Here is a 25,492-nt window from a genome sequence, read left to right as displayed (position 1 = left end):
CATGTGCCGGGCAAAGCAAAAACGGCCTGAGCCTGCGGACGGCCTGCTCATGCGGACGGCGGATTGCGCATCAGCGCGCGACCTTGATGGACAGCCGCCCCAACAAGTCGTAGAGGGTCGGCCGGCTCACGCCCAACAGCTCCGCGGCCTTGGCCAGGTTGCCGTCGCTGCGCGCCAGCGCCATCACCACGGCCGTGCGCTCTGCACGGTCGCGCACGGTGCGCAAGTCCAGCGTGTCGGCCTCGTCGGCTTCGTCGCGACCCTGGCTGGTCAAGCCGAGATCGTCCACCGCGACGAGCTGCCCGTCGGCCATGATGGCCGCGCGGCGCACCACGTTGATGAGCTCGCGCACGTTGCCCGGCCAGGCATGGGCCTCGATGGCGTGCAGCGCCTCCTCGGTGAAGCGCAGCGAGCGGCGCTGCTCTTCGCTGAAGCGGCGCAGGAAGGCATGGGCCAGCAGCACCGCGTCGCCACGGCGCTGGCGCAGCGGCGGGATCTGGACGACGATCTCCGACAGCCGGTAGTACAGGTCCTCGCGAAAGCGCCCTTCCCGTATGAGTGCCTGCAGATCCTGGTGCGTCGCGCAGACGATGCGCGTGTCAATGGGAATCTCCTGGCGGCCGCCCAGGCGCTCTATCGTGCGCTGCTGCAGGAAGCGCAGCAGCTTGGCCTGCAGCGGCAGCGGCAGGTCACCTATCTCGTCGAGCATCAGCGTGCCGCCGTGAGCCGTTTCTATGCGGCCGACGGTGGTCTTGGTGGCGCCGGTGAAGGCGCCACGCTCGAAACCGAAGAGCTCGCTCTCCAGCAGGGCTTCGGGAATGGCGGCGCAGTTGATGGCCACGAAGCGGCCGTTGCGCCTGGAGGCTGCGTGCACGGCCTGCGCCAGCACCTCCTTGCCCGTGCCGCTTTCGCCCAGCAGCATCACCGACGCGCTGCTGGGAGCCACCTTTTCTATCGTGCGGCAGATGCGCAGCAGCCCCTCGTCACGTGTGATCACGCTTTGCGTGGCCTCGCCCTGGTTGAGCGCGCGCAGCCGCGTGTTTTCGGCCTGCAGCGCGTAGAGCCGATAGGCCCGCTCCACGATGAGACCCAGCACGTCAGGGTCGAAAGGTTTTTCCAAAAAATCGTAGGCACCCAGTTCCACCGCGCGCAGCGCATTGGAACGCCCGTTCTGCCCCGTGATCACGATGACCTTGACCAGCGGATCGAGCTCCAGCAACTGCTCCAGCAGCTTGAAGCCCTCGGACACCGAATCCGGATCCGGCGGCAGGCCCAGGTCCATGGTCACCACCGCCGGACGGTGGCGGCGGCTTTGGCGCAGCGCGGTTTCGCGGTCGGCAGCCTCCACGCTGGCGTAAGCGTCCAGTGACCACTTGATCTGTTTTTGCAGTGCGAGATCGTCCTCGACGATCAACAGCGGGGTATTCGTCGTCATGCCACACCAGCCATGAACGCGTCGGCGGGACGCTCGGTTTCAATCAACGGAATCAGCATCGTGATCACCGTACCCTTGCCGGGCTCGCTGTGCACCGAAATGCTTCCGCCCAACTCTTTGAGGTATTGCGCGCTTTCATAAGCTCCTATGCCCATGCCGCCGGCCTTGGTCGTGTTGAAGGGCTTGAACAGGCGGTTGGCCACGAAGTCGGCGGACATGCCGCAGCCGTCGTCACCCACGGTGATCCTGGCCTGCCCCACACACCGTTCCACGCGCAGCCACACGCGCTTGTCCGTGGGCGTGGCATCCAGCGCGTTTTGCACCGCATGGCCCACCACGCGCTCCAGGCGCTGCTCGTGGCCGCGAGCCTGCACCGGCTGCACGACCTCGACGTCCAGCATCCGGCCGTGCGACTGCGCCGCGGCCTGCAGCCGCTGCGCCAGCGCGGCCAGATCAACCCCGTAGCGCCCATGCGCGGGCGCCTCGCCCTCGCGCAACTGCAGCATGAGCTGGCGCATCTTCTCCAACGCGTTGTCCACCGTGGCCAGCATGTCTTGCTGGAACTCAGGGTTGTGCTGCAGCCGCTTGGCGTTCTTCATCATCAGCGACAACTGCGTCACGATGTTCTTGAGGTCATGCACCACGAAGGCCGACATGCGGTTGAAGGCCTCGAACTTGCGTGCCTCGAGCAGCGCCTCTGACGCACGCATGCGCGCGATAAAGATGCCAGCCTGGCGCCCAGCCGTCTTGAGCAGGTCGCGCACTTCCCAGTTGAGCGGCAACGGCGTGCGCGGCCGCGCCAGTACCACGAAGCCGGTGAGCTCCTGCGCCGCCGGCAGCGGCACCACAACCCAGGCCGATGCATCCGCCGCCAGCCAGGACGGCGGGGCGAGACCGTCATAGCGCTCGGGGCACTGGAGAAGCTCGTGCACATCCACCAGCCAGTCGCGCTCGCGCATGAAGTTGACGAAGGCGGACCCCGCCGCTTCGCGCTCCTGCACGCGGGTGCTGTTCCAGTAGGCCGCGGGGAAGTAATGCGTGCCGTCGGACGCAGCCATCCACAACGTGCCGGCGGGGCTCTCCACCATGTCGCCCAATCCCCGGATGACGTGGGAGCCTATGTCGCCGCTGTCGGGATGAGCCGACAGCGCCGCCGTGAAACGCAGCCATTCCGTGCGGTAGTCGTAGTGGTAGCGAAAGAAGTGCTTGCTGACGAAAACCCGCAGCCGAGCGCGCATCGCGCCTGAACCCACGAGCAGGGCCAAAGCTGCCAGCGCCGCCACACCGAAGGCCACCTGCAGCGCCTGACCCCAATCACCGCCGAATTCCCGCAGGTAGTAGCCAATGGCGGAGATGACGAGCAGGTAGCCGCCCACCAGCAGCAGCGTCAGCGTATGGAACACCATGCTGTGCGAGAGCTGCAGGGCCCGCGGCCGCAGCGCTTGGCGTCGCAGCGCCACGGCCAGCGCCGGCACGGCCAACGAGTGCACGGCCGCACGCACCACCAGCGTGTGCGGCTCCGGCTGTCCAAACAGAACGCCGTGGGAATGCAGGTACAGGTCGAACAGGTACACGCAGCCCAAGCCAATGCAAACGGGTTTGACGCTCCAGCGCCTGTCCTGGTCCACATTGCGGTAGAGCTGTTCCAACAGCAGCAGGCCCAGCACCGGCAGGCCGAGCGCCACCGAGGAGCTCAGATAAGGCAAAGGCCATCCGACCAGGGCCAGCACCGGCAGCGCCACGGCCGTCCACACCAGCGTGCGCGCAGACCCGCGCAGCCAGCGCTGGGGCTGCAGCAGCAACAGCACCAACTGGAACCAGGCGCCGTAGCGCCACGCGTCCAATGCCAGCGCGGCGGCGATCCAGCCCGGCTCGCCGCGCAGTTGCGTGATCAGCGCAACGACCGCCCAAGCCGCAGTACACAGCAAGGCAAAGCGCAGCGCCCGCGCAATGGGTGTGCCCCGCTCGGAGGCCGCGCTCACCAGGACCAGCCGCAGGCCCAGCCACAGGTGCAGCACTGCCGCCAGGGCGTAGCTGGCGATCGCGGCCTGGCCAAAAGTCACTACCACCTGGGCTCGACTCCGAGTTGTCGCGTGCGCGCAAGGCCCGCCCGGCCCCCGGGCGTCAGCGTGCGCCCTTGCCGGTAAGCACCACGCCCACGGTCTCGAACAGGACGAGCAGGTCCAGCGTCAGCGTGTGGTTCTTGACGTAGTAGAGGTCGTACTGGAGCTTTTGCAGCGAATCCTCCACCGTCGCGCCGTAGGGATAGCGCACCTGCGCCCAACCGGTGACGCCGGGCTTGATGCTGTGGCGCAGGCCGTAGTAGGGCAGCTCGCGCGCGAGCTGCTCGACGAAGAAGGGACGTTCGGGACGCGGGCCGACGATGCTCATGTCGCCCAACAGGATGTTGAAGATCTGGGGCAGTTCGTCGATGCGCAGCCGCCGGATGATGCGTCCGATGCGCGTGACGCGGTCGTCCTTGGCCGTGGCCCAACGCGGCCGCCCGTCCTTCTCGGCATCGGTGCGCATGCTGCGGAACTTGATGACGTCAAAGCAGCGCCCGTTGAGGCCCACGCGCTCTTGCTTGTAGAGCACCGGCCCGGGGCTTTCCAGCTTGATCAGCAGCGCCGTGATCAGCATGACCGGGGCCGACACCAGCAGCAGCAGCGCCGCGCTCAGCAGATCGCACAGCCGCTTGACGCCCATGCGCAGCCGGCCCTGGTTGAAGCCGGTGCCGAACACCAGCAGTGCAGGCTCCAGGCAGTCCACGCGCAGCTGGCCCAGGGTCTTTTCGAAATGGCTGGAGACGTCCAGCACGCGTATGCCTTGGGTACGGCAGGCCAGCAGCTGGTCCATGGGCATGCCGCCACCGCGCCGCTCGCTGGGCGCCACGATCACCTCGTGGACCTTCAGGCGCTGCGCCAGTTGGGCCAGCGGCTCATGCGTGGAAAGCAGTTGCTGCGCAGGCACGCCAAGGGCACCTTCGTTGACCGTGGGGTAGTAGCCCACGAGCTCCACCGAGGCTTCAGCTTCCTTGATCGTGCGGCCCACGTTGGCGGCCCGCTCACCGGCGCCGAGCACGAGCACCCTGGTCCTCAGCCGTGCGGGCCAAAGGGCATGCGCCGCATACACCCGGTGCGCCACCACCACCGCCGTTCCCAGCAAGGCCGCCGTGGGCAGCGCCGCAGCGGGCACCAGGCTGTTGGGCATGAGATGCGCGATCAGAAAAGCCAGCGGAAGCACCAGCAGCACGCACACCAGCGCACGCACACATGACTGGCCCAGCGAACGTTTGTGTGCAGGCTCATAGAAGCCGGAAGCCGTGGCGATGACGCAAAGGAAAGCGGCCAGCGACATGCCCTGCGCCGCCATGCCGGGCATGGTCAACACCAACGCCTCGCTTGCCTGGCTCATGCCGAAAAGAACCACGACAAGGGTAAGCGCCGCGAAATCGAACCCAACCTGATAAAGCACTCGCTGGTGCACGTGGTGCTTGTAGACGCTGATCACCTTCCCCCCTCACCGCCCCTTAGGGCGGAAATTCCTCTTGCGCCACCAGGGCCCAAGCCATCTGCCGCAGATGACGCCGCGGATCTCGCCGCTTCGCTCTCCTGTGCAAGAGCACGCCATCAGGTCATCGAACGCACCTTTTCCGTCAAGGGTCCAAGTCACCGCGGCGGCCGGTATTTGTAGCTATTTGCTACTAGCACAGAGCCATGAATCAAGTAGAAATATATTATGCAATATCCCGACTTTTATTAATTTCAATTATGCATGTGATTATTTGCACAGAAACTCCTTGATATACCTCATTGATCACGAACCTTCTGACGGGCACGGCGTTTATATACACAATTCCTTACAAAAGTCCGCAATGGAGCACGGCGTGCGCTCGCACGGCTCAGTGCATGGGACGGGTGAGGCACCTACGCGCCAGGGCTGGGACCGTTCGGCCCAAGACTGGGCATGAAGGGTTGAGACAGCCTTGCCTTCCAGAGCCAGCGGCTTCAGACCAGCCACCCGTGGTCAGCGCCGCCGACGTTGACAACCAGGCCACCGACGGACACGGGCCAGCCATGCCGGGAATACATGCGGCCCGCCGCTCTCTATGAACATGAGGCGGCCTCCGTAAAGTTGCTTGCTCCGCTGGCGGCAATCATGGGGATTGCCGCCTGGGGGTGCAACGGCGCGAAGTCAAGCAAAGCCGCGCTGCGTGCGATGCATCACTGCACGCGCCGGGCCGGGGATGGCCCGGGGACGCCGGCGGGGTGCCGGCGCAACGCTTCAGTCGTCCAGGCCGAGATCCTGGATCTTGCGCGTGATGGTGTTACGCCCAATACCGAGCTTGTGCGCGGCCTCTATGCGGCGCCCGCGCGTGAGTTCCAGCGCGGTGTGGATCAGGCGGCCCTCGAACTGCCGGGTCAGCGTGTCCCACACTTCCGGCGAGCCCGCTTCGAGCATGCCCCGGGCCTGGCGCTCCAGATCGCGCAGCCAATCGGCTTCCAGCGTGGTCGCGACCACGGCTGCAACGCCGGCCGCCGGCACGCCGGACTCGGCCGCCAGAACCGGCTCGGCAAGCGGCGCGCTCGGCACACTGGGTGCCGGCGCTTCCTGGGCCGACAGCACGCTGCCGCCCATGAGCTCAGGCGGCAAGTCCTTGGGCTCGATCACTTGGGCCGGCGCCATCACGGTGAGCCAATGGCAGATGTTCTCCAACTGGCGCACGTTGCCGGGAAAGTCGAAGGCCGCCAGGCGCTGCAGTGCCGCGTCGGTGATTCGCTTGGGCTCCACGCCCAGCTCGCGCGCGCTCTTGGAGAGGAAGTAGCGTGCCAGCGACGGCACGTCCTCGCGCCGCTCGCGCAGGGGCGGCAGCCGCAGCCGGATGACGTTGAGGCGGTGGAACAAGTCCTCGCGGAACACGCCTTCCTTGACACGCTGCTCCAGGTTCTGGTGCGTGGCGGCGATCACGCGCACGTTGCTCTTGAGCGGCTGGTGGCCGCCCACGCGGTAGAACTGCCCGTCGGAGAGCACGCGCAGCAGCCGCGTCTGCAGATCGAAGGGCATGTCGCCGATTTCGTCCAGGAACAGCGTGCCGCCGTCAGCCTGCTCGAAGCGGCCGCGGCGCATGCTCTGCGCGCCGGTGAAGGCGCCGCGCTCGTGGCCGAAAAGCTCTGACTCCAGCAAGTCCTTGGGGATGGCCGCGGTGTTGATGGCCACGAAGGGCCCGTTGCCGCGTGGGCTGTGCTTGTGCAGCGCACGCGCAACGAGTTCCTTGCCCGACCCGCTCTCGCCGGTGATGAGCACCGTGACGTTGCTTTGGGAGAGGCGGCCGATGGCGCGGAACACGTCCTGCATCGCCGGCGCCTGGCCCAGCATCTCGGGCATCTGCGCCATGCGCTCGCCCTGCACCTGCTCGCGCAGGCTTTCCTCGACGGCGCGGCGTATGAGCTCCACCGCCTTGGTCACATCGAAGGGTTTGGGCAAGTACTCGAAGGCACCGCCCTGGAAGGCAGAGACGGCGCTGTCCAAGTCGGAATACGCCGTCATCACGATCACCGGCAGGCCCGGCAGGCGCTGCTTGACCTTGGCCAGCAGGTCCAGGCCGGAGCCGCCGGGCATGCGGATGTCGCTCACCAGGACTTGTGGCTCGTCGTCGTCCAGCGCGGCGAGCACGTCGCGCGGGCTGCCGAAGCTGCGGACCTGGAACTGCTCGCGCGCCAGCGCCTTTTCGAGCACGAAGCGTATGGATTGATCGTCGTCTACGACCCAGATCGGTTTCATGCTTGGGCGCTTACCTCGTGGTGTGTCAGGGCAAAGGGATGAGGATCTTGAAAATCGTCTGGCCCGGCGTGCTGTCGCATTCGATGGTGCCCTGGTGCTGTTGCACGAAGGTCTGCGCCAGCGTCAGTCCCAAGCCGGATCCGCCTTCGCGTCCCGACACCAGCGGGTAGAAGATGCGATCGCGAATCGAGTCGGGGACACCCGGACCGTTGTCCTCGATATGCAATTCCAATGCCAGTCTGTACCGCGTCTTGCCTATGGTGACCTGGCGCGTCACGCGCGTGCGCAGCACGATGCAGGCGTCGCCCTCGGCAATGCGCTGCGTGAGCGCCTGCGCCGCGTTGTGGGCGATGTTGAGCACGGCCTGTATGAGCTGCTCGCGGTCGCCGCGGAACTCGGGAATGGAGGTGTCGTAGTCGCGCTGCACGGCCAGCCCGCGCGGGAACTCGGCCAGGATCAGCGCCCTCACCCGCTCGCACACCTCGTGGATGTTGACGTCGCCCACCACGTGCGGCTTGCGGTGCGGCGCCAGCAGCCGGTCCACCAGCGCCTGCAGCCGGTCGGCCTCCTGGACGATAACCTGCGTGTACTCGGTCAGCTCCTTGGACTGCAGCTCCATCTGCAGCAGTTGCGCCGCGCCGCGGATGCCGCCCAAGGGGTTCTTGATCTCGTGTGCGAGGTTGCGGATGAGCTCCTTGTTGGCCTGCGCCTGGTCCAGCGCGCGCTCCTCGCGGTCCTGGCGGGTCTGCTGCTCGATCTCGATCATCTCGACGAGCACGCGATCCGCGCTGTCGGTCTGGTTGACGATGACATGCACCGGCAGCGCCTCGGGCTGCATGCCCGGCAGCCGCTTGAGCATGGCGTCGAAGCGGCCGCTGGCGTAGTCGTTGCGCGCCACGGCGGCCAGCGTCTCCTGCAGCTGGCGCGGCAGCACGAACCACTGCGGCAGGTGCCCGCCCACCAGGCTGCGGCGCGACAGGCCGATCTGGTCCTCGAAGGCCGAGTTGACGAACAGGCACTGCCCCTGCGGCGAGACCACGGCCACCAGCGTGGCGAGCAGGTCGAAGTTGTCGAAGTTGGATTTGGTGGAGCGGGAAGGCTTCATGGGCGGGAAAGGCGGGCCAGTTCGCGCTGCAGCGCGGCGATGTCGGCGCTGCTGCGCTCTATGGAGGCCTTGAGTGCGGCCACGCGGTCGAGGTAGCGCTGGTTGTTGCGCTCGTGCCCCAAGCGCTCAGGCTGGCCATCGTTGTATTCGGCCAGCAGTTGCTGCAGCCGCGTCTGCTCGCGCTGCAACTCGGCCTGCAGGATGGCGCGCGCGTCGTTGTCGCGCTCGCGCTGCTGCGGCGCCGTCACGCGCTCGGCGGGCCGCGCCACCACCGGGGCCGTCCCTGATGCGGCCGCGGCCGTGGCCGATGCCACACCGGTGGCCGGCGGTGTGGCCCTGGAGGCCGCATGCGGCCGCGTGCCGGAAATGGTCACGGGCGAAGCATCCACGGCCTGGCAGCCGCGCGCGCGCGCCTGCTGGGCGCTGATGGCATCGGTGTAGAGAATGGGCGGTCCCGGGCAGCGGTAGACCGTGGTGCTGCCCTGGGCCTGCGCCGCCGCGCCGCTCAACAGCAGCGCCGCGTGCAGCAGGGCCCGGCTGGTGTGCTTCATGCGCAAGGCTCCGTGGAAGGCAGCCCGATTTTCGCAAAGGCCGGTGGGGCCGCCCCCATAAACAAAAAGGGACGGCCCAGAGGACCGTCCCTTTCGCACACGTCAGGACCCTTGAGGGATCACAGGGCGTAGTACATGTCGAACTCGACCGGGTGCGTGGCCATGCGGAAGCGGGTGACTTCCTGCATCTTCAGATCGATGTAGGCGTCGATGTAGGAGTCGGTGAACACGCCGCCCTTGGTCAGGAAGGCGCGATCCTTGTCCAGAGCTTCCAGGGCCTGGTCCAGGCTGTGGCAGACGGTCGGGATCTTCGCGTCCTCTTCCGGCGGCAGGTGGTACAGGTCCTTGGTGGCAGCTTCGCCCGGGTGGATCTTGTTTTCCACGCCGTCCAGGCCGGCCATCAGCAGCGCGGCAAAGCCCAGGTACGGGTTCATCAGGGGATCGGGGAAGCGGGCTTCCACGCGACGGCCCTTCGGATTGGCCACGTAGGGGATACGGATCGAGGCCGAGCGGTTCTTGGCCGAGTAGGCCAGCTTCACCGGGGCTTCGAAGCCAGGCACCAGGCGCTTGTAGCTGTTGGTGCCGGGGTTGGTGATGGCGTTCAGGGCACGGGCGTGCTTGATGATGCCGCCGATGTAGTACAGGGCGAAGTCGGACAGGCCCGCGTAGCCGTCGCCGGCGAACAGGTTCTTGCCGTCCTTCCACACCGACTGGTGCACGTGCATGCCGCTGCCGTTGTCGCCAACGATGGGCTTGGGCATGAACGTGGCGGTCTTGCCGTAGGCGGCCGCGACGTTGTGGATCACGTACTTCTGCAGCTGCACCCAGTCAGCGCGCTCGATCAGCGTGCTGAACTTGGTGCCGATTTCCATCTGGCCGGCGGTGGCCACTTCGTGGTGGTGCACTTCGACCGGAATGCCCAGCTGCTCCAGCAGCAGGCACATTTCCGAGCGCAGGTCCTGGCCGGAATCGACCGGGGGCACGGGGAAGTAGCCGCCCTTGACGGAGGGACGGAAACCGGAGTTGCCGTGCTCGTATTCCTTGCCGGTGTTCCAGGCGGCTTCTTCGCTCTCGATCTTGGAGAAGCAGCCGGACATGTCGATGTTCCAGCGCACGCTGTCGAACACGAAGAATTCCGGCTCCGGACCGAAGTAGGCGGTGTCGCCCAGGCCGGAAGCGCGCATGTAGGCTTCAGCGCGCTTGGCCAGCGAGCGCGGATCGCGCTCGTAGGGCTTGCCGTCGGCCGGATCGATGACGTCGCAGGTCAGGATCAGCGTCGGCTCTTCGAAGAACGGGTCGATGTTGGCCGTGTTGGCATCCGGCATCAGCAGCATGTCGGAGGCTTCGATGCCCTTCCAGCCAGCGATGGACGAGCCGTCAAAGGCGTGGCCCGACTGGAACTTGTCTTCATCGAAATGGGAGACGGGCACCGAAACGTGCTGCTCCTTGCCGCGGGTGTCGGTGAAGCGGAAGTCGACGAATTTGACTTCGTTCTCCTTCACCATCTTCATCACGTCGGCGACAGTCTTGGACATCAATTTCTCCTAGCGGATGTGCTGTGCGAGTGGGTCAATAACTGCTAGATCGAACAAAAGCCCGGTGCGAGACCGGGCCTTTGCTTGAGCACTGGAATCTAGCAGAAAGCATGCCGATTTCAGCGATCTTCGCCCTGTGCTGCGTCAAGCCGGGGCAGGCACTCGTGAAAGTGGCCATGATCCTGCTCAACTACGCCCCATTTCGATGCATTTTGACGCACCGAAATGGTGAAATGAAATTCCTGCTAGCGCACCAACTCGGGGCCCAACTTGGCTTGCAGCTTTGCCAGGCCCGCGCGGAGTTCGTCGAACGCGGCGTCCACCACCGCCGCAGGGCCCTTGACGCCCAGCTCCACGTGGCGGCCCCACTGGGGGTGGTCCACGCTGGGCAGGCTGAAGACGCGCACGCGCTCATGCGTGGCCTCCACCGCTTCCATCAGCGGCGTGAGCACCGCCTCCATCGCGCCCATGACGATGACGGAGCGCTCGCGCTGGCGCTGCGTGCCGTGCAGCGCCGCGTAGCGCGTGTCCAGCACCGCCTCCATCATCGGGTGCGCCATCACCGGAAAGCCGGGCAGGAAGTGCACCTCGCCCACGCTGAAGCCCGGAATGCGGTTGTAGGGGTTGGCGATGATCTGCGCCCCGCGCGGGAACATCCCCATGTTGAGCCGCTGCAGGTTGTCCGGGCTGTCCGGGTCGAAGGCCACGCCCTTCTCGGCCGCCATCTCCCGCATGCGCTGCGTGATGAGCTCCCTGGCCTGCGGATGCAGCTCCAGCGGCACCCCCAGCGCCGCGGCGGCAGCCTGGCGCGTGTGGTCGTCGGGCGTCGCGCCTATGCCCCCGCAACTGAACACGGCGTCGCCGCTGCTCAGGGCTTGGCGCAGGACGTCCGTGATGCGCTCGCGCTCGTCGCCCACGTAGCGCGCCCAAGCAAGCTGCAGCCCGCGCGCGGACAGCAGCTCCACGGCCTTGGCCATGTGCTTGTCCTGGCGCTTGCCGGAGAGGATTTCGTCGCCGATGACGATGAGGCCGAAGTTCATGCGTGCGGTTCCCGGGGCAGTTGAAGCGGCGAAGGCGTGACAGACAACGGCATGTCGATGATCTCGCCCCCTGGCGGAGGCGACGGCGCCGCCGCAGCCGCCTCCTGCGCGCGCAGCCGCTGCAGCGCCGCCAGCGAGAAGTGGGCGAACCACAGCGAGGAGAAGGCGAACACCAGCGTGTACAGCCACACCGACACCACCACCAGCAGCGGCGCCAGGATGAGCACCGTCGCACCGAAGGCCCACAGCAGCGAGGGCGCCGCGCTCAAGTAGCCGCTGATCACGCCCATGGCCAGCAGCGGCCAGCGCTGCTCGCGCAGGATGCGCCGGCGCTCCTCCTTGCTGGCGTGGTCCGAGAGCACGTCGAAGGCCACGAGCTGGTAGGTCAGCCAGCCCCACACCAGCGGCGGCAGCACCAGCACCAGCGGCGGAATCAGCCACAGCGGCACCGACAGCACCAGAACGAACAGCGCCAGCAGCGAGCAGCCCAGCGCCCACAACACGCTGAGCATGAAGCTCGCGCCGTGGCGGCGCTGCAGCGCGGGGAAACGCCGCCGCGCCACCAGGTTGGTGAGCGCCGGCGTGGACAGCGTGGACACCAGCAGCAGCGACACCACCACCAGCACCGGCACCGCCAGCGCCACCACCAGCAGCGGCGCGATCACCGCGCGCAGGCCCTGCCCGCCCATGGAGTCCAGCCAGCCCAGCACCGCCGCGGTGAGCGACCAGCGCTCCAGCAGCTCCCGCACGCCGTCCACGGCGCCTTCCCAGTACAGCCAGCCCAGGCCCAGCGCCAGCGCCGCCGCGATGAGCAGCGGTGCCAGCGTGAGCACCACCACACGCGGGTGCAGGCAATAGGCCGCGGCGCGCCAGAACGCGTCCAGCAGCTCCCTCAGCGGACGCATGGCAGTCCTTTCCAGGGCAAAGGGGCCGCGGCGGCCCCCAGGTTCAACATTGAAGACGGATGCGCCGTGCCCCGCCGCGCTCAGGCCCGTCCGACCAGGCGCTTGAAACCCAGCCACTGCTGGGCCCAGAAGCCGCGGCCCCAGTCGCGCCCGTCGGCTGGCAGCCCGGTGGGCACGTAGCGCTCGCCGAAGTTGGCCGTGCCAAAGAGGCGGTCCCAGATGGGGAACAGCACCGAGAAATTGTCGCCGCCCGGACGGCCGTGGCCGTCGTCGACTTCACCGTCGCCGGTGCGGTGGTGCCAGCGGTGGTAGCGCGGGCTCACCACCCAGCGCTCCAGCGGACCGTAGGACAGGCGCACGTTGGCGTGCGACATGCTCTCCAGCAACTGCGTGAAGGCCACCACGGCCACGAACTGCCCCGGCGCAATGCCCACCAGCAGGCCCACGATGACCAGCGCGCTGTCGCGGATCACGTCGTCCAGCAGGTGGTTGCGGTTGTCGCTCCACATCGTGAGCTGCTGCTGGCTGTGGTGCAGCCCGTGCAGCGCCCACCACCACTTCCAGCGGTGCTGGCCGCGGTGCAGCAGGTAGTCCACGAAGTCGAAGAGCAGCAAGTACATCGCGAAGCTCACCAGCGCGATGTCGGTGACGCCGGGCCACAGCGCGTCGAGCTGGAAGGTGGGCATGCCCTCCACGCGCAGCCAGCCGATCAGGTCGTTCCACAGCGGGTCCAGCGTGAAGAACAGCACCACGCGGAACAGGCCCAGGCGATGGATGAGCGTGTAGACCACGTCCACCCGCACCGCGGCGCGGTCGCGCACCGGCTCCACCGGGCGCCACTGCTCCAGCAGCCGCATGAGGCTGAGCATGAGCGCCAGCTGCACCAGGCCCACCATCAGCCAGCCGGTGGCGACGAAGGCGTCTTCCATGATGCTGGCCAGGCCAAGCTCGAACAGCGCGGGCTGCACGAGCTGCTCGAACAGCCACTGCTGCACCTGGCCGAAGAGATCAAAAAACCATTGCATGGGGAAAAGCGAAAAAAGCGGGTCAACGTCCCGCGGCCAGCGCCGCGTACTGCGGATGATCGCGCAGCGTGGCGAAGCAAAAGCCGCGCTGCTTGAGGCCTTCTATCAGCGGCTCCAGCACCGCCGGCGCCCACGGGTCCTGGCGCGACCAGATGCCCAGGTGCGCCAGCAGGATGTCGCCGCCGCGAATGTCGCGCAGCGCCTTGGCCAGCAGCTTGTCGTTGGGGAACTTGCCGCTGTCGAGCTCGTCGCCCAGGAAGCCGGCCGGCGCCCAGCCCACGTGCGTGAAGCCGCAGCGCTGCGCCGCGGCCAGCAGCGCCGGCGAGGTCTTGCCGCCCGGCGCGCGGAACAGCGGCAGCATCTTGTGCCCCGTCATGGCCTCGAAGCGGCGCGCGGGCTTCTTCAATTCCTCGCAATAGGCCGCCTCGTCCAGCGTGAGGCGCTGGCCGGACTGCGCCCCGGCCGTGGGCTGCATGCGAAAGGCCGCGCCCTGGTCGCCGCGCCAGATCACGTGGTCCCAGGTGTGGGAGCCGAAGGCGTGGCCCTCGGCGGCACGCTCGCGCCACCAGGGCGCCCAGTGCTCGTCCAGGCTGCTGCCGCCTTCGAGCGTGCGCTCGTCGGCCAGGAAGAACGTGACCTTCACGTGCTGGCGCTGCAGCACCTGCGCCACCAGCGGCGCCACGCCCATGTGGCCGGTGTCGAAGGTCAGGTACACCGGCTTGTCGCAGGCCGGTGCCGCGGCTGCCGCACCAGCGGCCGCGATCAACAAGGGGAGGCCGAGTCGCTTAACGGCGCGAAGCATGGTCCAGGGTCCAGATGCCGTGCGGCGACCGGCCCACGGCCACCTGCTGCACGATCTGCTTGGTCTCGGTGTCGATGACGGTCACCTTGCGCGCCCAGCGCGAGGACACCAGCAGCGTCTTGCCGTCGGACAGCAGCTCCATGCAGTCCGGGCCGCCCGGTGCCGGGAAGGTCGTCACCACCGACAGCGCCTGCGTGTCGATCATGCTGATGGTGTTGGCCACGCGGTTGGAGACGAAGAGGTGCTTGCCGTCGCCGCGCGTGCGGAAGGCGTGCGCGCCCTTGCCCGTGGCGATGCGCTTGACGAGCTTGGGCTGCGCCCCGCTCACGTCATAGGCCTCCACGAACTCGTCGCCGGTCAGGCCCACCAGCAGCGTGCGGTCGTCGGGCGTCAGGTACACGTCCGCCGGCATCTTGCCCACGGGAATGCGCCAGCGCGGCGCTTGCGTGTGCAGGTCGATGGCGATGAGCTCGTCGCTGTCCTGCAGCGAGCCGTACACCACGCTGGACTTGGTATCTATCGTGATGTGGCTGGGCGTCTTGCCCGCGGGAATCCGCTTGGCCAGCTGCAGCGGCTGCGCCGCGTTGGTGGGCTCCCAGCGGTAGAGGTCGATGTGGTCCAGCCGGTTGCCGGCGGTGACGAACCACTTCATGTCCGGCGAGAAGCGCAGTTGATAGGGGTCGCTGATGTTGTTGATGGTGCGCTGCACCTGCGCCGTCTTCGGGTCGATGAAGGTCAGCGAGTCGCCCACCGCGTTGGCCACGATGATGGATTTCTCGTCCGGCGTCATGTAGAGGTGGTGCGGTTCCTTGCCGGTGGGAATGAGCGCCTTGGGGCTCATGGTGGCGCGATCCAGCACGCTCACGTTGGCATCCAGCGAATTCAGGACGAACACCGGCGGCAGCGCACCTTGGGCCGATGCCTGCTGGGCCGCCGCCCACGACGTGGCCGCCAGCAGGAACACACCGGCGCCGGTACGCGCCACCTTGGAAAACAGCTTCATGGGATGCACACCACACCGATTGCAGAGGGCCGCAAGTGTAGTCACGCCCCCCTGCCCCGGGCACAGGCCGGGGCGTTCGGATGTTGACGTCCGTCACACCGATTGAAGGCAAGCCGGGCGTGGCGTGCGCCGGTTCCACAACACCCCCGCGCGGCGCCGGGTCAATCGTCGCCGTTGTCGCCGCCGAAGAGGCCGCCCAACAGCCCGCCGGCCGCAGCGAAGGGCAGCACCGACCCCTCCTCGCGCCCGCCGCCGCCCGTCTGAGGCGCCGCGGCGAACACGCGCGAGGCCAGGCGCGAGAACGGCAGGCTCTGCAGCCACACCGTGCCCGGGCCGGTGACGCGGGCGAAGAACAGGCCCTCGCCGCCGAACAGCGCCGTCTTGACCTTGCCCACGTACTGGATCTCGAAATTGACGTTGGGCGTCATGGCCACCACGCAGCCCGTGTCTATGAGCAGCGTCTGCCCGGGCTGCAGCTCGCGGCGCACCACGGTGCCGCCGGCGTGGACGAAGGCCAGGCCGTCGCCGTCCAGCCTTTGCATGATGAAGCCCTCCCCGCCGAAGAAGCCCACCGAGAGCTTTTGCTGCAGGTACACGCCCAGCGAGACGCCGCGCGCGGCGCACAGGAACGAATCCTTCTGGCAGATCAGCGTGCCGCCGAGCTGGCGCAGGTCCATGGGCAGGATCTTGCCCGGGTAAGGCGCGGCAAAGGCCACGCGCTGCTTGGCGCTGGCCTGGTTGGTGTAGACGGTGGTGAACAGCGACTCGCCGGTGACGAGCCGCTTGCCAGCGCCCAGCAGCTTGCCAAACAGCCCGCCGCCGCCCTGGCGCGAGCCGTCGCCGAAGACCGTGTCCATGGCGACGCCGCCGTCCATGAACATGAGGCTCCCGGCCTCGCCCACTGCGGCCTCGCCGGGATCGAGCTCGATCTCGACGAACTGCATCTCCGCGCCCCTGATCTCGTAATCAACGACGTCCATGGCCATGGTGCGTAACCCCTCTAAATGGAAAAGCGCCGGGATGGTACCCAACCCCCCCGGGCACCGGCCCTGCTGTATCCAGGCGTCAGCCGCCCCGCCCGTGTGTCGCAAGCGGTTGCAGGGCGGGTGGCGGCTAAACCGACAGTGCGGCTGCGTGCGCGCCTTGGTGGCCGCAGGCAACGCTGGAAAAACATGCGACCTGACTTACCGACCCTGCTGCTGGCCGATCTGGTGCTTACCGCCGGCGTGGCCATTTTGATGGCGGCTTGGGGACTGCTGCGCACCGTGCCGCGCGGCCATTGGGGCTGGGTCGCCGCCCCAGCGCTGGCCGCCGCCGGGGCGGGGCTGCAACTGGTGGCCGGGCGGGGCTCGCTGCTCTCCGGCCTGGGCCTGTGGCTGCTGTGCCTGTGGCCGCTGGCGGCGCTGCAGGGGCTGCGCCGCTTCGACGCGCGCGCCCGGCTGCCCGGCAGCTCACGCGCCGACGCGCTGCTGGCAGGCCTGGCGGCCCTCTGGGCCCTGGGCCTGGAGTTCGAGGAGGGCCCGCACCGCGACGCCCACGCCGCCGTGCTGGCCGCGATGCTGCAGGCCAGCGTGGCGGCGGTGCTGGCGCGCTCGCAGGTGCGGCGGCTGAGCATGGTGCTGCGCGTATCGGCCCTCACGCTGGGTGCCGGCGCGCTGTTGCAGGGCGGCGCCGCCTGGCTGGCGCTGCGCGGCCAGTCGCCCTGGGTGGGCCCGGCGGCACTGCTGCTCAACGCCCTGCTGGCCGTGGCCGCCAGCGGCGTGGCGCCGCTGCTGGCCCAGGAGCGCGCGGAAAACGCGCTGCGCGAGACACGGCGGCGGCTGCGGCTGCTGGGCCGCAGCGAGCTCATGGCCCCGGGCAGCGCGCACTTCGACGTGCTCGCGCGCCGGGTGCTGCGCCGAGAGACGCGCGCCGCGGCGGTACTGGTGTTCGACATCGACGCCCCCGAGCGCGCCGGCCAGGAGCTCATGCGCGCGCGCCGCCGCGTGGTGGCGCACGCCGTGCACGCCACGCTGCGCGGCCACGACCTGGCCGGCCGCCACGGCGAGGCTTTTGTCCTGCTGCTGCCCGGCACCTCGCTGCGCAACGCCATGGCGGCGGCCACGCGCATCGCCGAACGGGTGCGGGCGCTGTCGCTGCTGGAAGAGACGGTCGACGAGGTCAGCCTGAGCTTCGGCGTGGGCGAGCTGCGCAGCGGCGAGGCCCTGGCGCAAGGCCTGCATCGCGCGCGCGCGGCGCTGGACGAGGCGCAGCGCCAGGGCGCGGGCCGCGCCGTGGGAGCGGCCGCCGGCGGCAAGGAGCCGCTGTTCGTGGAAAGCCGCCGCCTTGGGCCGCGCCCGGCCCAGACCATGGCGGCACCGGCGCCGCAGGGAGCACAGGCCGGGGGGTGAGGCAGAGGCGGCGCGGGGCGGTCGCGCCTTCCCAGTCAGCCCCGGGCCGCGATGCCTGCGCCAGCACGCTGGCAGCATGGCGCCCCATGGACTCCCTTACCCACCTCGCCCTGGGTGCCGCCGTCGGCGTGGCCTTCATGGGCCGCCGCGTCGCGCCCTGGAAAGCCGCCCTCTGGGGCGCCGCCTGCAACACGCTGCCGGACCTGGACGTGTTCATCGACCACGGCGACGCCGTGCGCAACATGGTCCTGCACCGCGGCCACAGCCATTCCCTCTTCTGGCTCACGCTGCTGGCGCCGCTGCTGGCCCTCGGCGCGCAGCGCCTCATGGGCGGCTCCTTCCGGCGCTGGTGGCTCACCACCTGGCTGGCCCTCGTCACCCACCCGCTGCTGGACCTCATGACCGTCTACGGCACGCGGCTGCTGCTGCCCTTCGACGACAGGCCCCACGCCATGGGCTCCGTCTTCATCATCGACCCGCTCGTCACCCTGCCGCTGCTCGCCGGCCTGGCCGTCGCGCTGCTGCGCCGCCGCCCGCAGGCCCTGCGCTGGAACGCCGCGGGCCTGGCCCTGGCCGTGGCCTACGTCGGCTGGAGCGCCCTGGCGCAGCAGCAGGTGCGCGACGCGGCGACCGCCGCCGCCCACGCCCAGGGCCTGGCGCCGCAGCGCGTGCTGGTGACGCCCGCGCCGCTGACCACGCTGCTGTGGCGCGTGGTGCTGGTGCAGGACGGCCACTACCATGAGGGTTTCAAGTCGCTGCTGGACGGCGACGCCCCCATGGCTTTCGAGCGCTTCGACCGCGGCGCCGAGCTTTCGCCGCTGCTGATGCCCGTGGAAGCCGCGCAGCAGGTACGCGCCTTCAGCCAGGGCTTCTACAAGCTCGCGCGCGCGGGCGACGAGCTGCTGATCACCGACTTGCGCATGGGCCAGGAACCCTTCTACGCCTTCACCTTCGCCGTGGCCCGCCGGGATGCCGACGGCCAGGTGCGCCCGCAAGCCCCCGTGCAGCTCAGCGCCCGCGTGGACGCCGCCCGCGGCCTGGCCTGGCTGCTGCCACGCATGTTGGGCCACCCGCTGCCGCCGCCGCGCTGAACGGCGGCCCCAGGCCCGCAGCCGCCAGGGGCGGCGGCGCGACAAAGGCCGCGGGAGGCCCGCTAAAGGGCACGTCGTGGTACGTCATGTGACGACTCAGGGCAAGCCCTGACGACTCCGGATTTGTCAGCTTGATGTGGGTTCCGCCGCCTACCGTGAACAAGTCCACACAAGGAGACACCCCCATGACGCAAGAAGTGTTTGTTCTCTCGGCCATGCGCACCGCCATCGGCACCTTCGGCGGCACGCTGAAGGACGTGCCGCTGGCCGACCTGGCCACCACCGCCGTCAAGGCCGCGCTGGAAAAAAGCGGCGTTGACGCTGCCCGCATCGGCCACTTGGCCATGGGCAACGTCATTCCCACCGAGGCGCGCGACGCCTACCTCAGCCGCGTGGCCGCCATCAACGCCGGCTGCCCCAACGAGACGCCGGCGTTCAACGTCAACCGCCTGTGCGGCTCCGGGCTGCAGGCCATCGTCAACGCCTCGCAGTCCATCATGCTGGGCGACTGCGACTTCGCCATCGGCGCCGGCGCCGAGCACATGAGCCGTGGCCCCTACCTGATGCCCTCGGCCCGCTGGGGGCAGCGCATGGGCGACGCGCAGATGCAGGACTACATGCTGGGCATCCTGCACGACCCGTTCGGCCGCATCCACATGGGCGTGACCGCCGAGAACGTGGCTGACCGCTTCGGCATCACCCGCGACGAGATGGACGCCCTGGCCGTCGAGAGCCACCGCCGCGCCGCCGCCGCCACGGCCGAAGGCCGCTTCAAGGGCCAGATCGCCCCGGTGCTGATCGCCTCGCGCAAGGGCACGGTGAGCTTCGAGGTGGACGAGCACATCAAGGCCGACACCACGCTGGAGACGCTGGCCAAGATGAAGCCCGCCTTCCGCAAGGAAAACGGCCGCGTCACCGCGGGCAATGCGTCGGGCATCAACGACGGCGCCGGGGCCCTGGTGCTGGCCAGCGGCAACGCGGTGCAGGCCAATGGCCTCAGGCCCATCGCCCGCCTGGTGGCCTACGCCCACGCCGGCGTGGAGCCGGAAATCATGGGCATCGGCCCCGTGCCGGCCTCCAAGATCGCGCTGCAGCGCGCGGGGCTGAAGGTGGCTGACCTGGACGTGATCGAGTCCAACGAAGCCTTCGCCGCCCAAGCCTGCGCCGTGGCCAAGCAACTCGACCTGGACCCCGCCAAGGTCAACCCCAACGGCTCCGGCATCTCGCTGGGCCACCCGGTGGGCGGCACGGGCGCCATCATCGCCACCAAGGCGCTGCACGAGCTGCAGCGCATCCAGGGCCGCTACGCACTGGTGACCATGTGCATCGGCGGCGGCCAGGGTATCGCCGCCATCTTCGAGCGCTGCTGACGCCAAGCGCGGCGCCCCGCCCGCGCGAGGCGCCCGTCTGAAAACACCAAGGGCCCGCATGCGGGCCCTTGGTATTTGTCGGCGGCGGCGCCTGGTGGCCGGCCGCGGGCGGGACATCCAGCCGGTCAGCCCCAGCGCGTGGTGCTGCTGACGGAGATGCGGTTGTCGCCGTCGCGGTCGCCGAACTGCTCCTTGGGCTTGGTCAGCACGTTCTCGATGAGGGTGCCCCACGGCCCGTCGGTGGGCAGTGCTTCCAGTTCCTTCTCGCGCTCGGCCACCAGCTCGTCGAAATGCTTGGTCGCGATGTTGGGCGCGCGGTCGGCCGCACGGAGCTGGCTGTGGCCGAAGTGCGTGGAAATGCGCTGCAGCACCGACTTGTAGAGCTGCGACACGCGCGAGGGCGTGACCTTGAGCGAAGCGGCCAGCTCCACCGGCGTCATGCCCACGCCCAAATACGAGTCGATCACCTGCCGGTCGCGATCCGGCAACTGCGCGAAGAACTTCTCCAGGTGGCGCATCACGATGCTGGTGTCCACGCGGGCCTCCACCTCTTCCTTCTCGGTGGCGGGGTGGAATTCGTAGTGCGGCTGCTCGTCGAACTCCGAGTCCGGCCCGCTGCTGCTGCGGGTGCGGCCGGCCTGGTCCAGCATTTCCAGCGCGGAAATCTCGTCCACCGAGAGGCCGCAGACCTTGCTGATCTGCGCCAGCGTGGCCTCGCCGCCGTTGGTGGCGCGCCAGCGCTCGCGCGCGATCTGGATGATCTTGACCTTGCGGCGCTGGCCGCGGCCCAGGTGGTCCATCTGGCGCAGCTCGTCGAGCATCGCGCCCTTGACGCGCATGCGCGCATAGCGGACGAAAGCCTCCTTGGCCTCCTCGGTGTCGCGGTCACCTTCCCACTCGAAACTCAGCGCCGCCTGCGCCACCGCAATGAGGCCGACCTGGATGAGGTCGGCCTTCTCCACGTTGGCTGGAAGGTGACGTACCAGCGCCTGGGCCTGCTTGCGCACCCAGGATTCGTTACGGGCGATCAGTGCCGAGGGGACGCCATGCATAGGAAGGACCATGGTTGGATTTTAGGCTGCCCGCCTAGGCGGGGACTTGCACAGGCTTTCACGCTTTTGCCTTATCCAGCCACCGTTGCAGCGTCGAGTAAAGCAGCACGGGGTTGACGGGCTTGGCGATGTAGTCGTTCATGCCTGCGGCCATGCAGGCGGCGCGGTCCTCGGCGAAGGCGTTGGCCGTCATGGCCAGGATGGGCACCTGCGCCACGTCCGGCCGCGCGCGAATGGCGCGCGCGGCCTCCAGACCGTCCATCACCGGCATCTGCATGTCCATGAGGATGAGCGCGTAGCCGTCGTGGCGCCGCGCCATGGCCAGCGCCTCGGCGCCGTCGCCGGCGCAGTCCACCTCGAAGCCCGCATAGCGAAGCAGCTCGGTGGCCAGCTCGCGGTTGACGGGGTTGTCCTCCACCAGCAGCACGCGCAGCCCGGCGTAGCGCGCGCGCAGCGCCGCCGCGCTCACCGCGGGCGACGCCGGCGCAGCCGCCACGGCGGCCGCCCCTGCGGAGGGCCCGGAGGACGACGGGGCCGGCGCCCCATTGCCCGGCATCGCCCCGGGTATGGAGGCTGGCAGCCCCTGGGCCAGCGCCGGCAGCTCGGCCGCCGACGGCGCCAGCGGCAACTGCACCAGCCGGTCCAGCAGCGTGGAGGCGGTCACGGGCTTGGTGAGCACGGCGCTGAAGCCCGCGCGCTGCGCGGCGGTCTCGACCGCGTCGGAGTCGTGCGCGGTCACCAGCAGGCTGGGCGGCAGCTCGGCGCCCAAGCCGCGCAGGCGCTGCAGCGTCTGCAGCCCGTCCATGCCGGGCATCTGCCAGTCGATGAGCAGCAGCTCGTAGGGCTCATTGCGCAGGCTGGCGCTTTGCACGGCCTGCAGCGCCTGCTCGCCGGAAGACGCCAGGTCCACCGTGAGGCCCATGACGCGCAGGAGCTGCTCCATGGCCTCGCGCGCCTCGGCCAGGTCGTCCACCAGCAGCACGCGCCGGCCCCGCAGGCCCGGCGGCGGCAGCGGCGCGGGCGCGCCCCGGGCCACGCGCAGCGGCAGCGTGAACCAGAAGCGGCTGCCCTGCCCCGGCACGCTGTCCACACCGATGTCGCCGCCCATGAGCTGCACCAGGCGCCGCGTGATGGCCAGGCCCAAGCCCGTGCCGCCGAAACGCCGCGTGGTGGAGCTGTCGGCCTGCTCGAAGGCGTTGAAGAGCTGCGCCTGCTGCGCCGCCGTGATGCCCATGCCCGTGTCGCGCACCTCGAAGCGGGCCAGCACCGCGTCGCCGTCCAGGCCGAGCTGCTCGGCGCGCAGCAGCACCATGCCCTGCTCGGTGAACTTCACGGCGTTGCTCAGCAGGTTGACCAGCGCCTGCGACAGCCGCGTCGGGTCGCCGTGCAGCGCCGCGGGCAGCCCGGCGCTGTCCACCACCAGCTCCAGGTCCTTCTGGCGGGCGCGGCCGGCCACGAGGTCGAAGCTGCGCGCCAGCAGCTCGTCCAGGCGGAAGTCGACGCACTCCAGCTCCAGCTTGCCGGCTTCTATCTTGGAGAGGTCCAGCACGTCGTTGATGACGCTGAGCAGGTGCTGCGCGGCGTCCTCCATCTTGGCCAGGCGCTCGGCCTGCGCGGGCGTGGGCTGGTCGCGGCGCAGCAGGTGCGTGAGGCCGATGACGGCGTTGAGCGGCGTGCGGATTTCGTGGCTCATGTTGGCCAGGAAGGCGCTCTTGGCGCGGTTGGCGCTCTCGGCCTCCTCGGCGCGTTGCGCCAGCCGCGCGTGCAGGGCCTGGATTTCGGCCTCGCGCGCCTTGCGCTCGCGGTTGTCGAACATGGTGGCGCGGGTGCGCAGCAGCCGGCCCTGGGCGTCGAGCTCGGCGGCCACGTCCACCACCACGGGCAGCAGGCTGCCGTCCTTGCGCACGAAGTCGTACTCCAGCCCGCGCAGCATGCCCAGCCGCTCCAGTTGCGCGCGGTACTGCGCGAAGAGGGGCCGCTGCGAGGGCGTGAGCAGGTCCGGCAGGCGCAGCCGGTTGACGACTTCCGTGCGCTCGTAGCCCAGCATGGCCAGCTCGGTGTCGTTGACGGCGATGAAGAAGCCCTCGGCGTCGGTGGAGTGGTAGCCGCAGGGCGCGCGGTTGTAGAGCGTGGCCACCTCCTCGGCCTGCACGCGCAGCGCGAGGTTCAAGTCTTCCAGTTGGCGGGTGCGCTCGACCACGCGGCGCTCCAGCAGGTCGCGGTGCTGGGCCAGCTCGGCGGCCTTGCGGCGCAGCGCGGTGACGTCCTCGAACACCAGCAGCAGCTCGTGCTTGCGTCCATCGGGGTGCTGTATGGGCACCAGGCGCACGCGCAGGTCGTGCGCCTGGCCAGTGCGGCCGTTCAGGTGCAGCTCGCCCGTCCAGGGCTCGCCGGCCTCCAGGGCGGGCCACAGCGCATCGGCCACCTCGCCCAGCCCGGCCTCGCGCAGGCCCTGGCCCTCGAAGCTGTCCACGGGGGCGCCTGCGATGGCGGCCCAGCCCTCGTTGGCGTAGCGCACCACGCCGCGGCGGTCGATGATGAGGATGGCGTTCGGGCTCTGCTCCACCGCCAGCGACAGGCGGCGCAGCCTGTCCTGCGTGGCGTGCAGCTCGGAGATGTCGCGCGAGACGCCGAAGATGCCCACCACGCGGCCCTGGCCGTCGCGCAGCGGGCCCTTGGTGGAGAGGTAGATGTGCGGACCGCGCGCGGTGCGGAACTGCGTGACGCGGGTGGTGGTGGCGTCGTCGGCCAGCACCTGGCGGTCGAGGGCCTGGATGCGGGCGGCGTCCTCGGAGGGCATGAGCGCCGTGTCGTCCTGCCCAATCACTTCCTCGGCCGGGCGGCCCAGCGCGCGCAGCGCCTCGCGGTTGCAGAAGAGGTAGCGGCCCTGCAGGTCCTTGGCGTAGATGGGGTCGGTGGAGGCCTCGGAGATGGCCTCCAGCAGCGCCAGGGCGCGCAGCCGCTCCTGCTGCTCGGCGGCCAGGCGCTGCGACTCCTCCAGCATGCGGCGCTGGCGCTGCAGGTACAGCGCGGCGGCCGCAGCGGCCAGCAGCGCGGCGGCAGCGGCGGCGATGCTCACGGCCAGGCGCTGCGTGGGCGCCAGGGCCTCGCTGCGGTCCATCTTGGCCACCAGCACCCAGTCGGTGCCGGGCACGGGGCGCCAGGCGGCCAGCACCGGCACGCCGCGGAAGTCCTGGCGCTCGGTCGTCGCGCCGGGTGCCGGCGTGCCCTGGCGCAGCACGTCGCCCATCAGCCAGCCGGGCTGCGCCAGCGGGCGGCGCAGGGTCAGGGCGGCCTGCGCGTCGGCGCGCAGCGGGCTCAGCGCCTCGACCTGCTCGCCCGCGCGGTGCCACATCACCGTCTCGGCCGTTTCGGTGGGCACGGGCCAGCGGGCGAGCTGCGGGAAGAGCTCGGTGGCCGGGTCCATGCGGAACACCAGCAGCGCCTGGGGCTGCGCATCGCCGCTGTAGAGCAGCGGCATGACCATGTCCAGCCGCAGCGCATGGGCCTGGTCTTGGGTGCGGTACAGGCCGCTGTGTTCGGCCTGCCCGCTGGCCAGCGCGCGTTGGATGGCCTCGCGCAGCGGCGGCGGCGCCTCGGCTTCGGCCGGCCCGCCTTGCAGCAGCACGCGGCCCTGCGGATCCACCACCAGCACGTCGCGGGAGGCGATGACGTTGCGAAAGCCGTGCACGCGCTCCTGGAAGATGCTGCGTGCGCTCTCGCTGCCGTCGTCGTGCCACTGGCGGAACAGATCGCCCAAGGGCTGGCTGCTGCCCAGGTAGCGCGCGGCGCGGCGCGCGTCCTCCAGCCATTTCACGACCTGCGTGGCGCGCAGCTCGGCCACGGCTTCGAGGCGGGCGCATTCGCGCAGCTCGTCCTGCTGGTAGAGGGTGCGCACGCCCAGGAAGGTCAGCAGCGCGGCCAGCACGGCCAGCAGCAGCAACGGGCCCCACAGGCCGGTGCGCAGGCTTCGGGAAATGGCGGCGCCCGTCATTGGGGCGCCTCGGCTTGTACTTCTTTCGGTAATTTTCCCGGGTTCATCAGGGTTTCACTGGGATAGGCCTGACCATCATGCGCGACGCGGCGGACGCGCAGCAAACCCGCTGCCCAGACCCTGCCACGGGGCAAGCTATAGTCGCGCGCTTTGGCCGCGCCCCGTGGCGCGCACCCGTCTCACCCGATACGGCCTTTTCCAGCCGCACGCCCCGTGGATTTCGCCAGCCAGCAACGCAACCCCGCACGCCACCTCCTGGGCATCGCGGCCGTGGTGCTGATGCATGTGCTACTGGGCTGGGCGCTGTACTCCGGCCTCGCGCGCAAGGTGGTGGAAGTCGTCCAGGCCCCCGTGATGGCCGTGCTGCTGGACGAGCCGAAACCGGTTCCGCCCCCTCCACCGCCCCCGCCGCC

Annotated in this window: 18 protein-coding genes and 1 pseudogene; 4 read left to right on the top strand and 15 right to left on the bottom strand. The window is 69.3% G+C overall.

Translation table 11 applies throughout. The features are described 5' to 3' along the window. Positions 1-70: 70 nt before the first annotated feature. The 13 genes from prsR to ALA01S_RS18910 all read right to left on the bottom strand — a co-directional run bounded on the left by prsR (position 71) and on the right by ALA01S_RS18910 (position 16,168). Entirely contained in the window at positions 71-1,435 is a 1,365-nt protein-coding gene (gene prsR, locus ALA01S_RS18970; protein ID WP_066339554.1) for a PEP-CTERM-box response regulator transcription factor, read from the bottom strand. Continuing rightward, a complete protein-coding gene (prsK, locus tag ALA01S_RS18965; protein WP_066339552.1) occupies positions 1,432-3,504 on the bottom strand; it encodes an XrtA/PEP-CTERM system histidine kinase PrsK in 2,073 nt (690 codons plus the stop codon). Before prsK ends, prsR begins: the two co-directional genes overlap by 4 nt. 55 nt (positions 3,505-3,559) lie before the next feature. Beyond that, positions 3,560-4,909, bottom strand: coding sequence for a TIGR03013 family XrtA/PEP-CTERM system glycosyltransferase (locus ALA01S_RS18960; protein WP_259375531.1), 1,350 nt, complete (start codon positions 4,907-4,909; stop codon positions 3,560-3,562). An 810-nt stretch (positions 4,910-5,719) separates the two neighbouring features. Continuing rightward, positions 5,720-7,216, bottom strand: coding sequence for a nitrogen regulation protein NR(I) (gene ntrC / locus ALA01S_RS18955; RefSeq protein WP_066339548.1), 1,497 nt, complete (start codon positions 7,214-7,216; stop codon positions 5,720-5,722). A gap of 25 nt (positions 7,217-7,241) precedes the next feature. Beyond that, the gene (glnL, locus tag ALA01S_RS18950) at positions 7,242-8,321 is read right to left on the bottom strand and encodes a nitrogen regulation protein NR(II) (protein WP_066339546.1); all 1,080 of its coding nucleotides are present in this window, start codon (positions 8,319-8,321) and stop codon (positions 7,242-7,244) included. Beyond that, entirely contained in the window at positions 8,318-8,872 is a 555-nt protein-coding gene (locus ALA01S_RS18945; RefSeq protein WP_066339545.1) for a hypothetical protein, read from the bottom strand. The genes glnL and ALA01S_RS18945 overlap by 4 nt, the downstream gene beginning before the upstream one ends. A gap of 119 nt (positions 8,873-8,991) precedes the next feature. Further along, positions 8,992-10,407, bottom strand: coding sequence for a type I glutamate--ammonia ligase (gene glnA, locus ALA01S_RS18940; protein WP_066339543.1), 1,416 nt, complete (start codon positions 10,405-10,407; stop codon positions 8,992-8,994). 245 nt (positions 10,408-10,652) lie between these two features. Continuing rightward, entirely contained in the window at positions 10,653-11,447 is a 795-nt protein-coding gene (locus tag ALA01S_RS18935; protein WP_066339541.1) for a competence/damage-inducible protein A, read from the bottom strand. After that, complete coding sequence (locus ALA01S_RS18930) at positions 11,444-12,352, bottom strand: EI24 domain-containing protein (protein WP_084267716.1); 909 nt, start codon at positions 12,350-12,352, stop codon at positions 11,444-11,446. Before ALA01S_RS18930 ends, ALA01S_RS18935 begins: the two co-directional genes overlap by 4 nt. An 80-nt stretch (positions 12,353-12,432) precedes the next feature. Continuing rightward, a complete protein-coding gene (locus ALA01S_RS18925) occupies positions 12,433-13,377 on the bottom strand; it encodes a sterol desaturase family protein (RefSeq protein WP_066339539.1) in 945 nt (314 codons plus the stop codon). 22 nt (positions 13,378-13,399) lie between these two features. After that, positions 13,400-14,179 (bottom strand): polysaccharide deacetylase family protein, encoded by a 780-nt coding sequence (locus tag ALA01S_RS18920; RefSeq protein ID WP_066339537.1) that lies wholly within the window; start codon positions 14,177-14,179, stop codon positions 13,400-13,402. Further along, complete coding sequence (locus ALA01S_RS18915) at positions 14,163-15,182, bottom strand: YncE family protein (protein WP_084267715.1); 1,020 nt, start codon at positions 15,180-15,182, stop codon at positions 14,163-14,165. Before ALA01S_RS18915 ends, ALA01S_RS18920 begins: the two co-directional genes overlap by 17 nt. Positions 15,183-15,343: 161 nt before the next feature. Next, a complete protein-coding gene (locus tag ALA01S_RS18910) occupies positions 15,344-16,168 on the bottom strand; it encodes a TIGR00266 family protein (RefSeq protein WP_066339534.1) in 825 nt (274 codons plus the stop codon). Positions 16,169-16,354: 186 nt separating this feature from the next. Here ALA01S_RS18910 and ALA01S_RS18905 point away from each other — a divergent pair, with 186 nt between their 5' ends. From ALA01S_RS18905 to ALA01S_RS18895, 3 genes are all read left to right on the top strand, one after another. Next, positions 16,355-17,572 (top strand): diguanylate cyclase domain-containing protein, encoded by a 1,218-nt coding sequence (locus tag ALA01S_RS18905; RefSeq protein ID WP_066339528.1) that lies wholly within the window; start codon positions 16,355-16,357, stop codon positions 17,570-17,572. Between the two features lie 86 nt (positions 17,573-17,658). Beyond that, entirely contained in the window at positions 17,659-18,663 is a 1,005-nt protein-coding gene (locus ALA01S_RS18900) for a metal-dependent hydrolase (RefSeq protein WP_066339522.1), read from the top strand. A gap of 185 nt (positions 18,664-18,848) precedes the next feature. After that, positions 18,849-20,033, top strand: a complete 1,185-nt coding sequence (locus ALA01S_RS18895; RefSeq protein ID WP_066339519.1) for an acetyl-CoA C-acyltransferase family protein — start codon at positions 18,849-18,851, stop codon at positions 20,031-20,033. Between the two features lie 125 nt (positions 20,034-20,158). On the opposite strand, the gene ALA01S_RS18890 is transcribed toward ALA01S_RS18895, so the two are convergent. Both ALA01S_RS18890 and ALA01S_RS18885 read right to left on the bottom strand, forming a co-directional pair. Continuing rightward, positions 20,159-21,097: a sigma-70 family RNA polymerase sigma factor gene (locus ALA01S_RS18890; protein WP_066339516.1), complete on the bottom strand. Its 939-nt coding sequence runs from the start codon at positions 21,095-21,097 to the stop codon at positions 20,159-20,161. A gap of 46 nt (positions 21,098-21,143) precedes the next feature. Then, a complete protein-coding gene (locus tag ALA01S_RS18885) occupies positions 21,144-25,079 on the bottom strand; it encodes a response regulator (protein ID WP_066339511.1) in 3,936 nt (1,311 codons plus the stop codon). A gap of 213 nt (positions 25,080-25,292) precedes the next feature. Here ALA01S_RS18885 and ALA01S_RS18880 point away from each other — a divergent pair. Beyond that, positions 25,293-25,492: pseudogene (locus ALA01S_RS18880) on the top strand (energy transducer TonB); the annotation flags it as partial.

Source organism: Azohydromonas lata NBRC 102462, from assembly GCF_001571085.1.
Classification (GTDB): Bacteria; Pseudomonadota; Gammaproteobacteria; order Burkholderiales; family Burkholderiaceae_C; genus Azohydromonas; species Azohydromonas lata.
The sequence above is the reverse complement of the archived record's forward strand: the minus strand, read 5'-3'. Positions and strand labels throughout refer to the sequence as shown.

Excerpts from the sequence above, each read along its gene's own strand:
- prsR (WP_066339554.1), bottom strand. The coding sequence starts at position 1,435 with ATGACGACGAATACCCCGCTGTTGATCGTCGAGGACGATCTCGCACTG.
- ntrC (WP_066339548.1), bottom strand. The coding sequence starts at position 7,216 with ATGAAACCGATCTGGGTCGTAGACGACGATCAATCCATACGCTTCGTG.
- glnL (WP_066339546.1), bottom strand. The coding sequence starts at position 8,321 with ATGAAGCCTTCCCGCTCCACCAAATCCAACTTCGACAACTTCGACCTG.
- ALA01S_RS18945 (WP_066339545.1), bottom strand. The coding sequence starts at position 8,872 with ATGAAGCACACCAGCCGGGCCCTGCTGCACGCGGCGCTGCTGTTGAGC.
- glnA (WP_066339543.1), bottom strand. The coding sequence starts at position 10,407 with ATGTCCAAGACTGTCGCCGACGTGATGAAGATGGTGAAGGAGAACGAA.
- ALA01S_RS18935 (WP_066339541.1), bottom strand. The coding sequence starts at position 11,447 with ATGAACTTCGGCCTCATCGTCATCGGCGACGAAATCCTCTCCGGCAAG.
- ALA01S_RS18930 (WP_084267716.1), bottom strand. The coding sequence starts at position 12,352 with ATGCGTCCGCTGAGGGAGCTGCTGGACGCGTTCTGGCGCGCCGCGGCC.
- ALA01S_RS18925 (WP_066339539.1), bottom strand. The coding sequence starts at position 13,377 with ATGCAATGGTTTTTTGATCTCTTCGGCCAGGTGCAGCAGTGGCTGTTC.
- ALA01S_RS18920 (WP_066339537.1), bottom strand. The coding sequence starts at position 14,179 with ATGCTTCGCGCCGTTAAGCGACTCGGCCTCCCCTTGTTGATCGCGGCC.
- ALA01S_RS18915 (WP_084267715.1), bottom strand. The coding sequence starts at position 15,182 with ATGAAGCTGTTTTCCAAGGTGGCGCGTACCGGCGCCGGTGTGTTCCTG.
- ALA01S_RS18910 (WP_066339534.1), bottom strand. The coding sequence starts at position 16,168 with ATGGCCATGGACGTCGTTGATTACGAGATCAGGGGCGCGGAGATGCAG.
- ALA01S_RS18905 (WP_066339528.1), top strand. The coding sequence starts at position 16,355 with ATGCGACCTGACTTACCGACCCTGCTGCTGGCCGATCTGGTGCTTACC.
- ALA01S_RS18900 (WP_066339522.1), top strand. The coding sequence starts at position 17,659 with ATGGACTCCCTTACCCACCTCGCCCTGGGTGCCGCCGTCGGCGTGGCC.
- ALA01S_RS18895 (WP_066339519.1), top strand. The coding sequence starts at position 18,849 with ATGACGCAAGAAGTGTTTGTTCTCTCGGCCATGCGCACCGCCATCGGC.
- ALA01S_RS18890 (WP_066339516.1), bottom strand. The coding sequence starts at position 21,097 with ATGGTCCTTCCTATGCATGGCGTCCCCTCGGCACTGATCGCCCGTAAC.
- ALA01S_RS18885 (WP_066339511.1), bottom strand. The coding sequence starts at position 25,079 with ATGACGGGCGCCGCCATTTCCCGAAGCCTGCGCACCGGCCTGTGGGGC.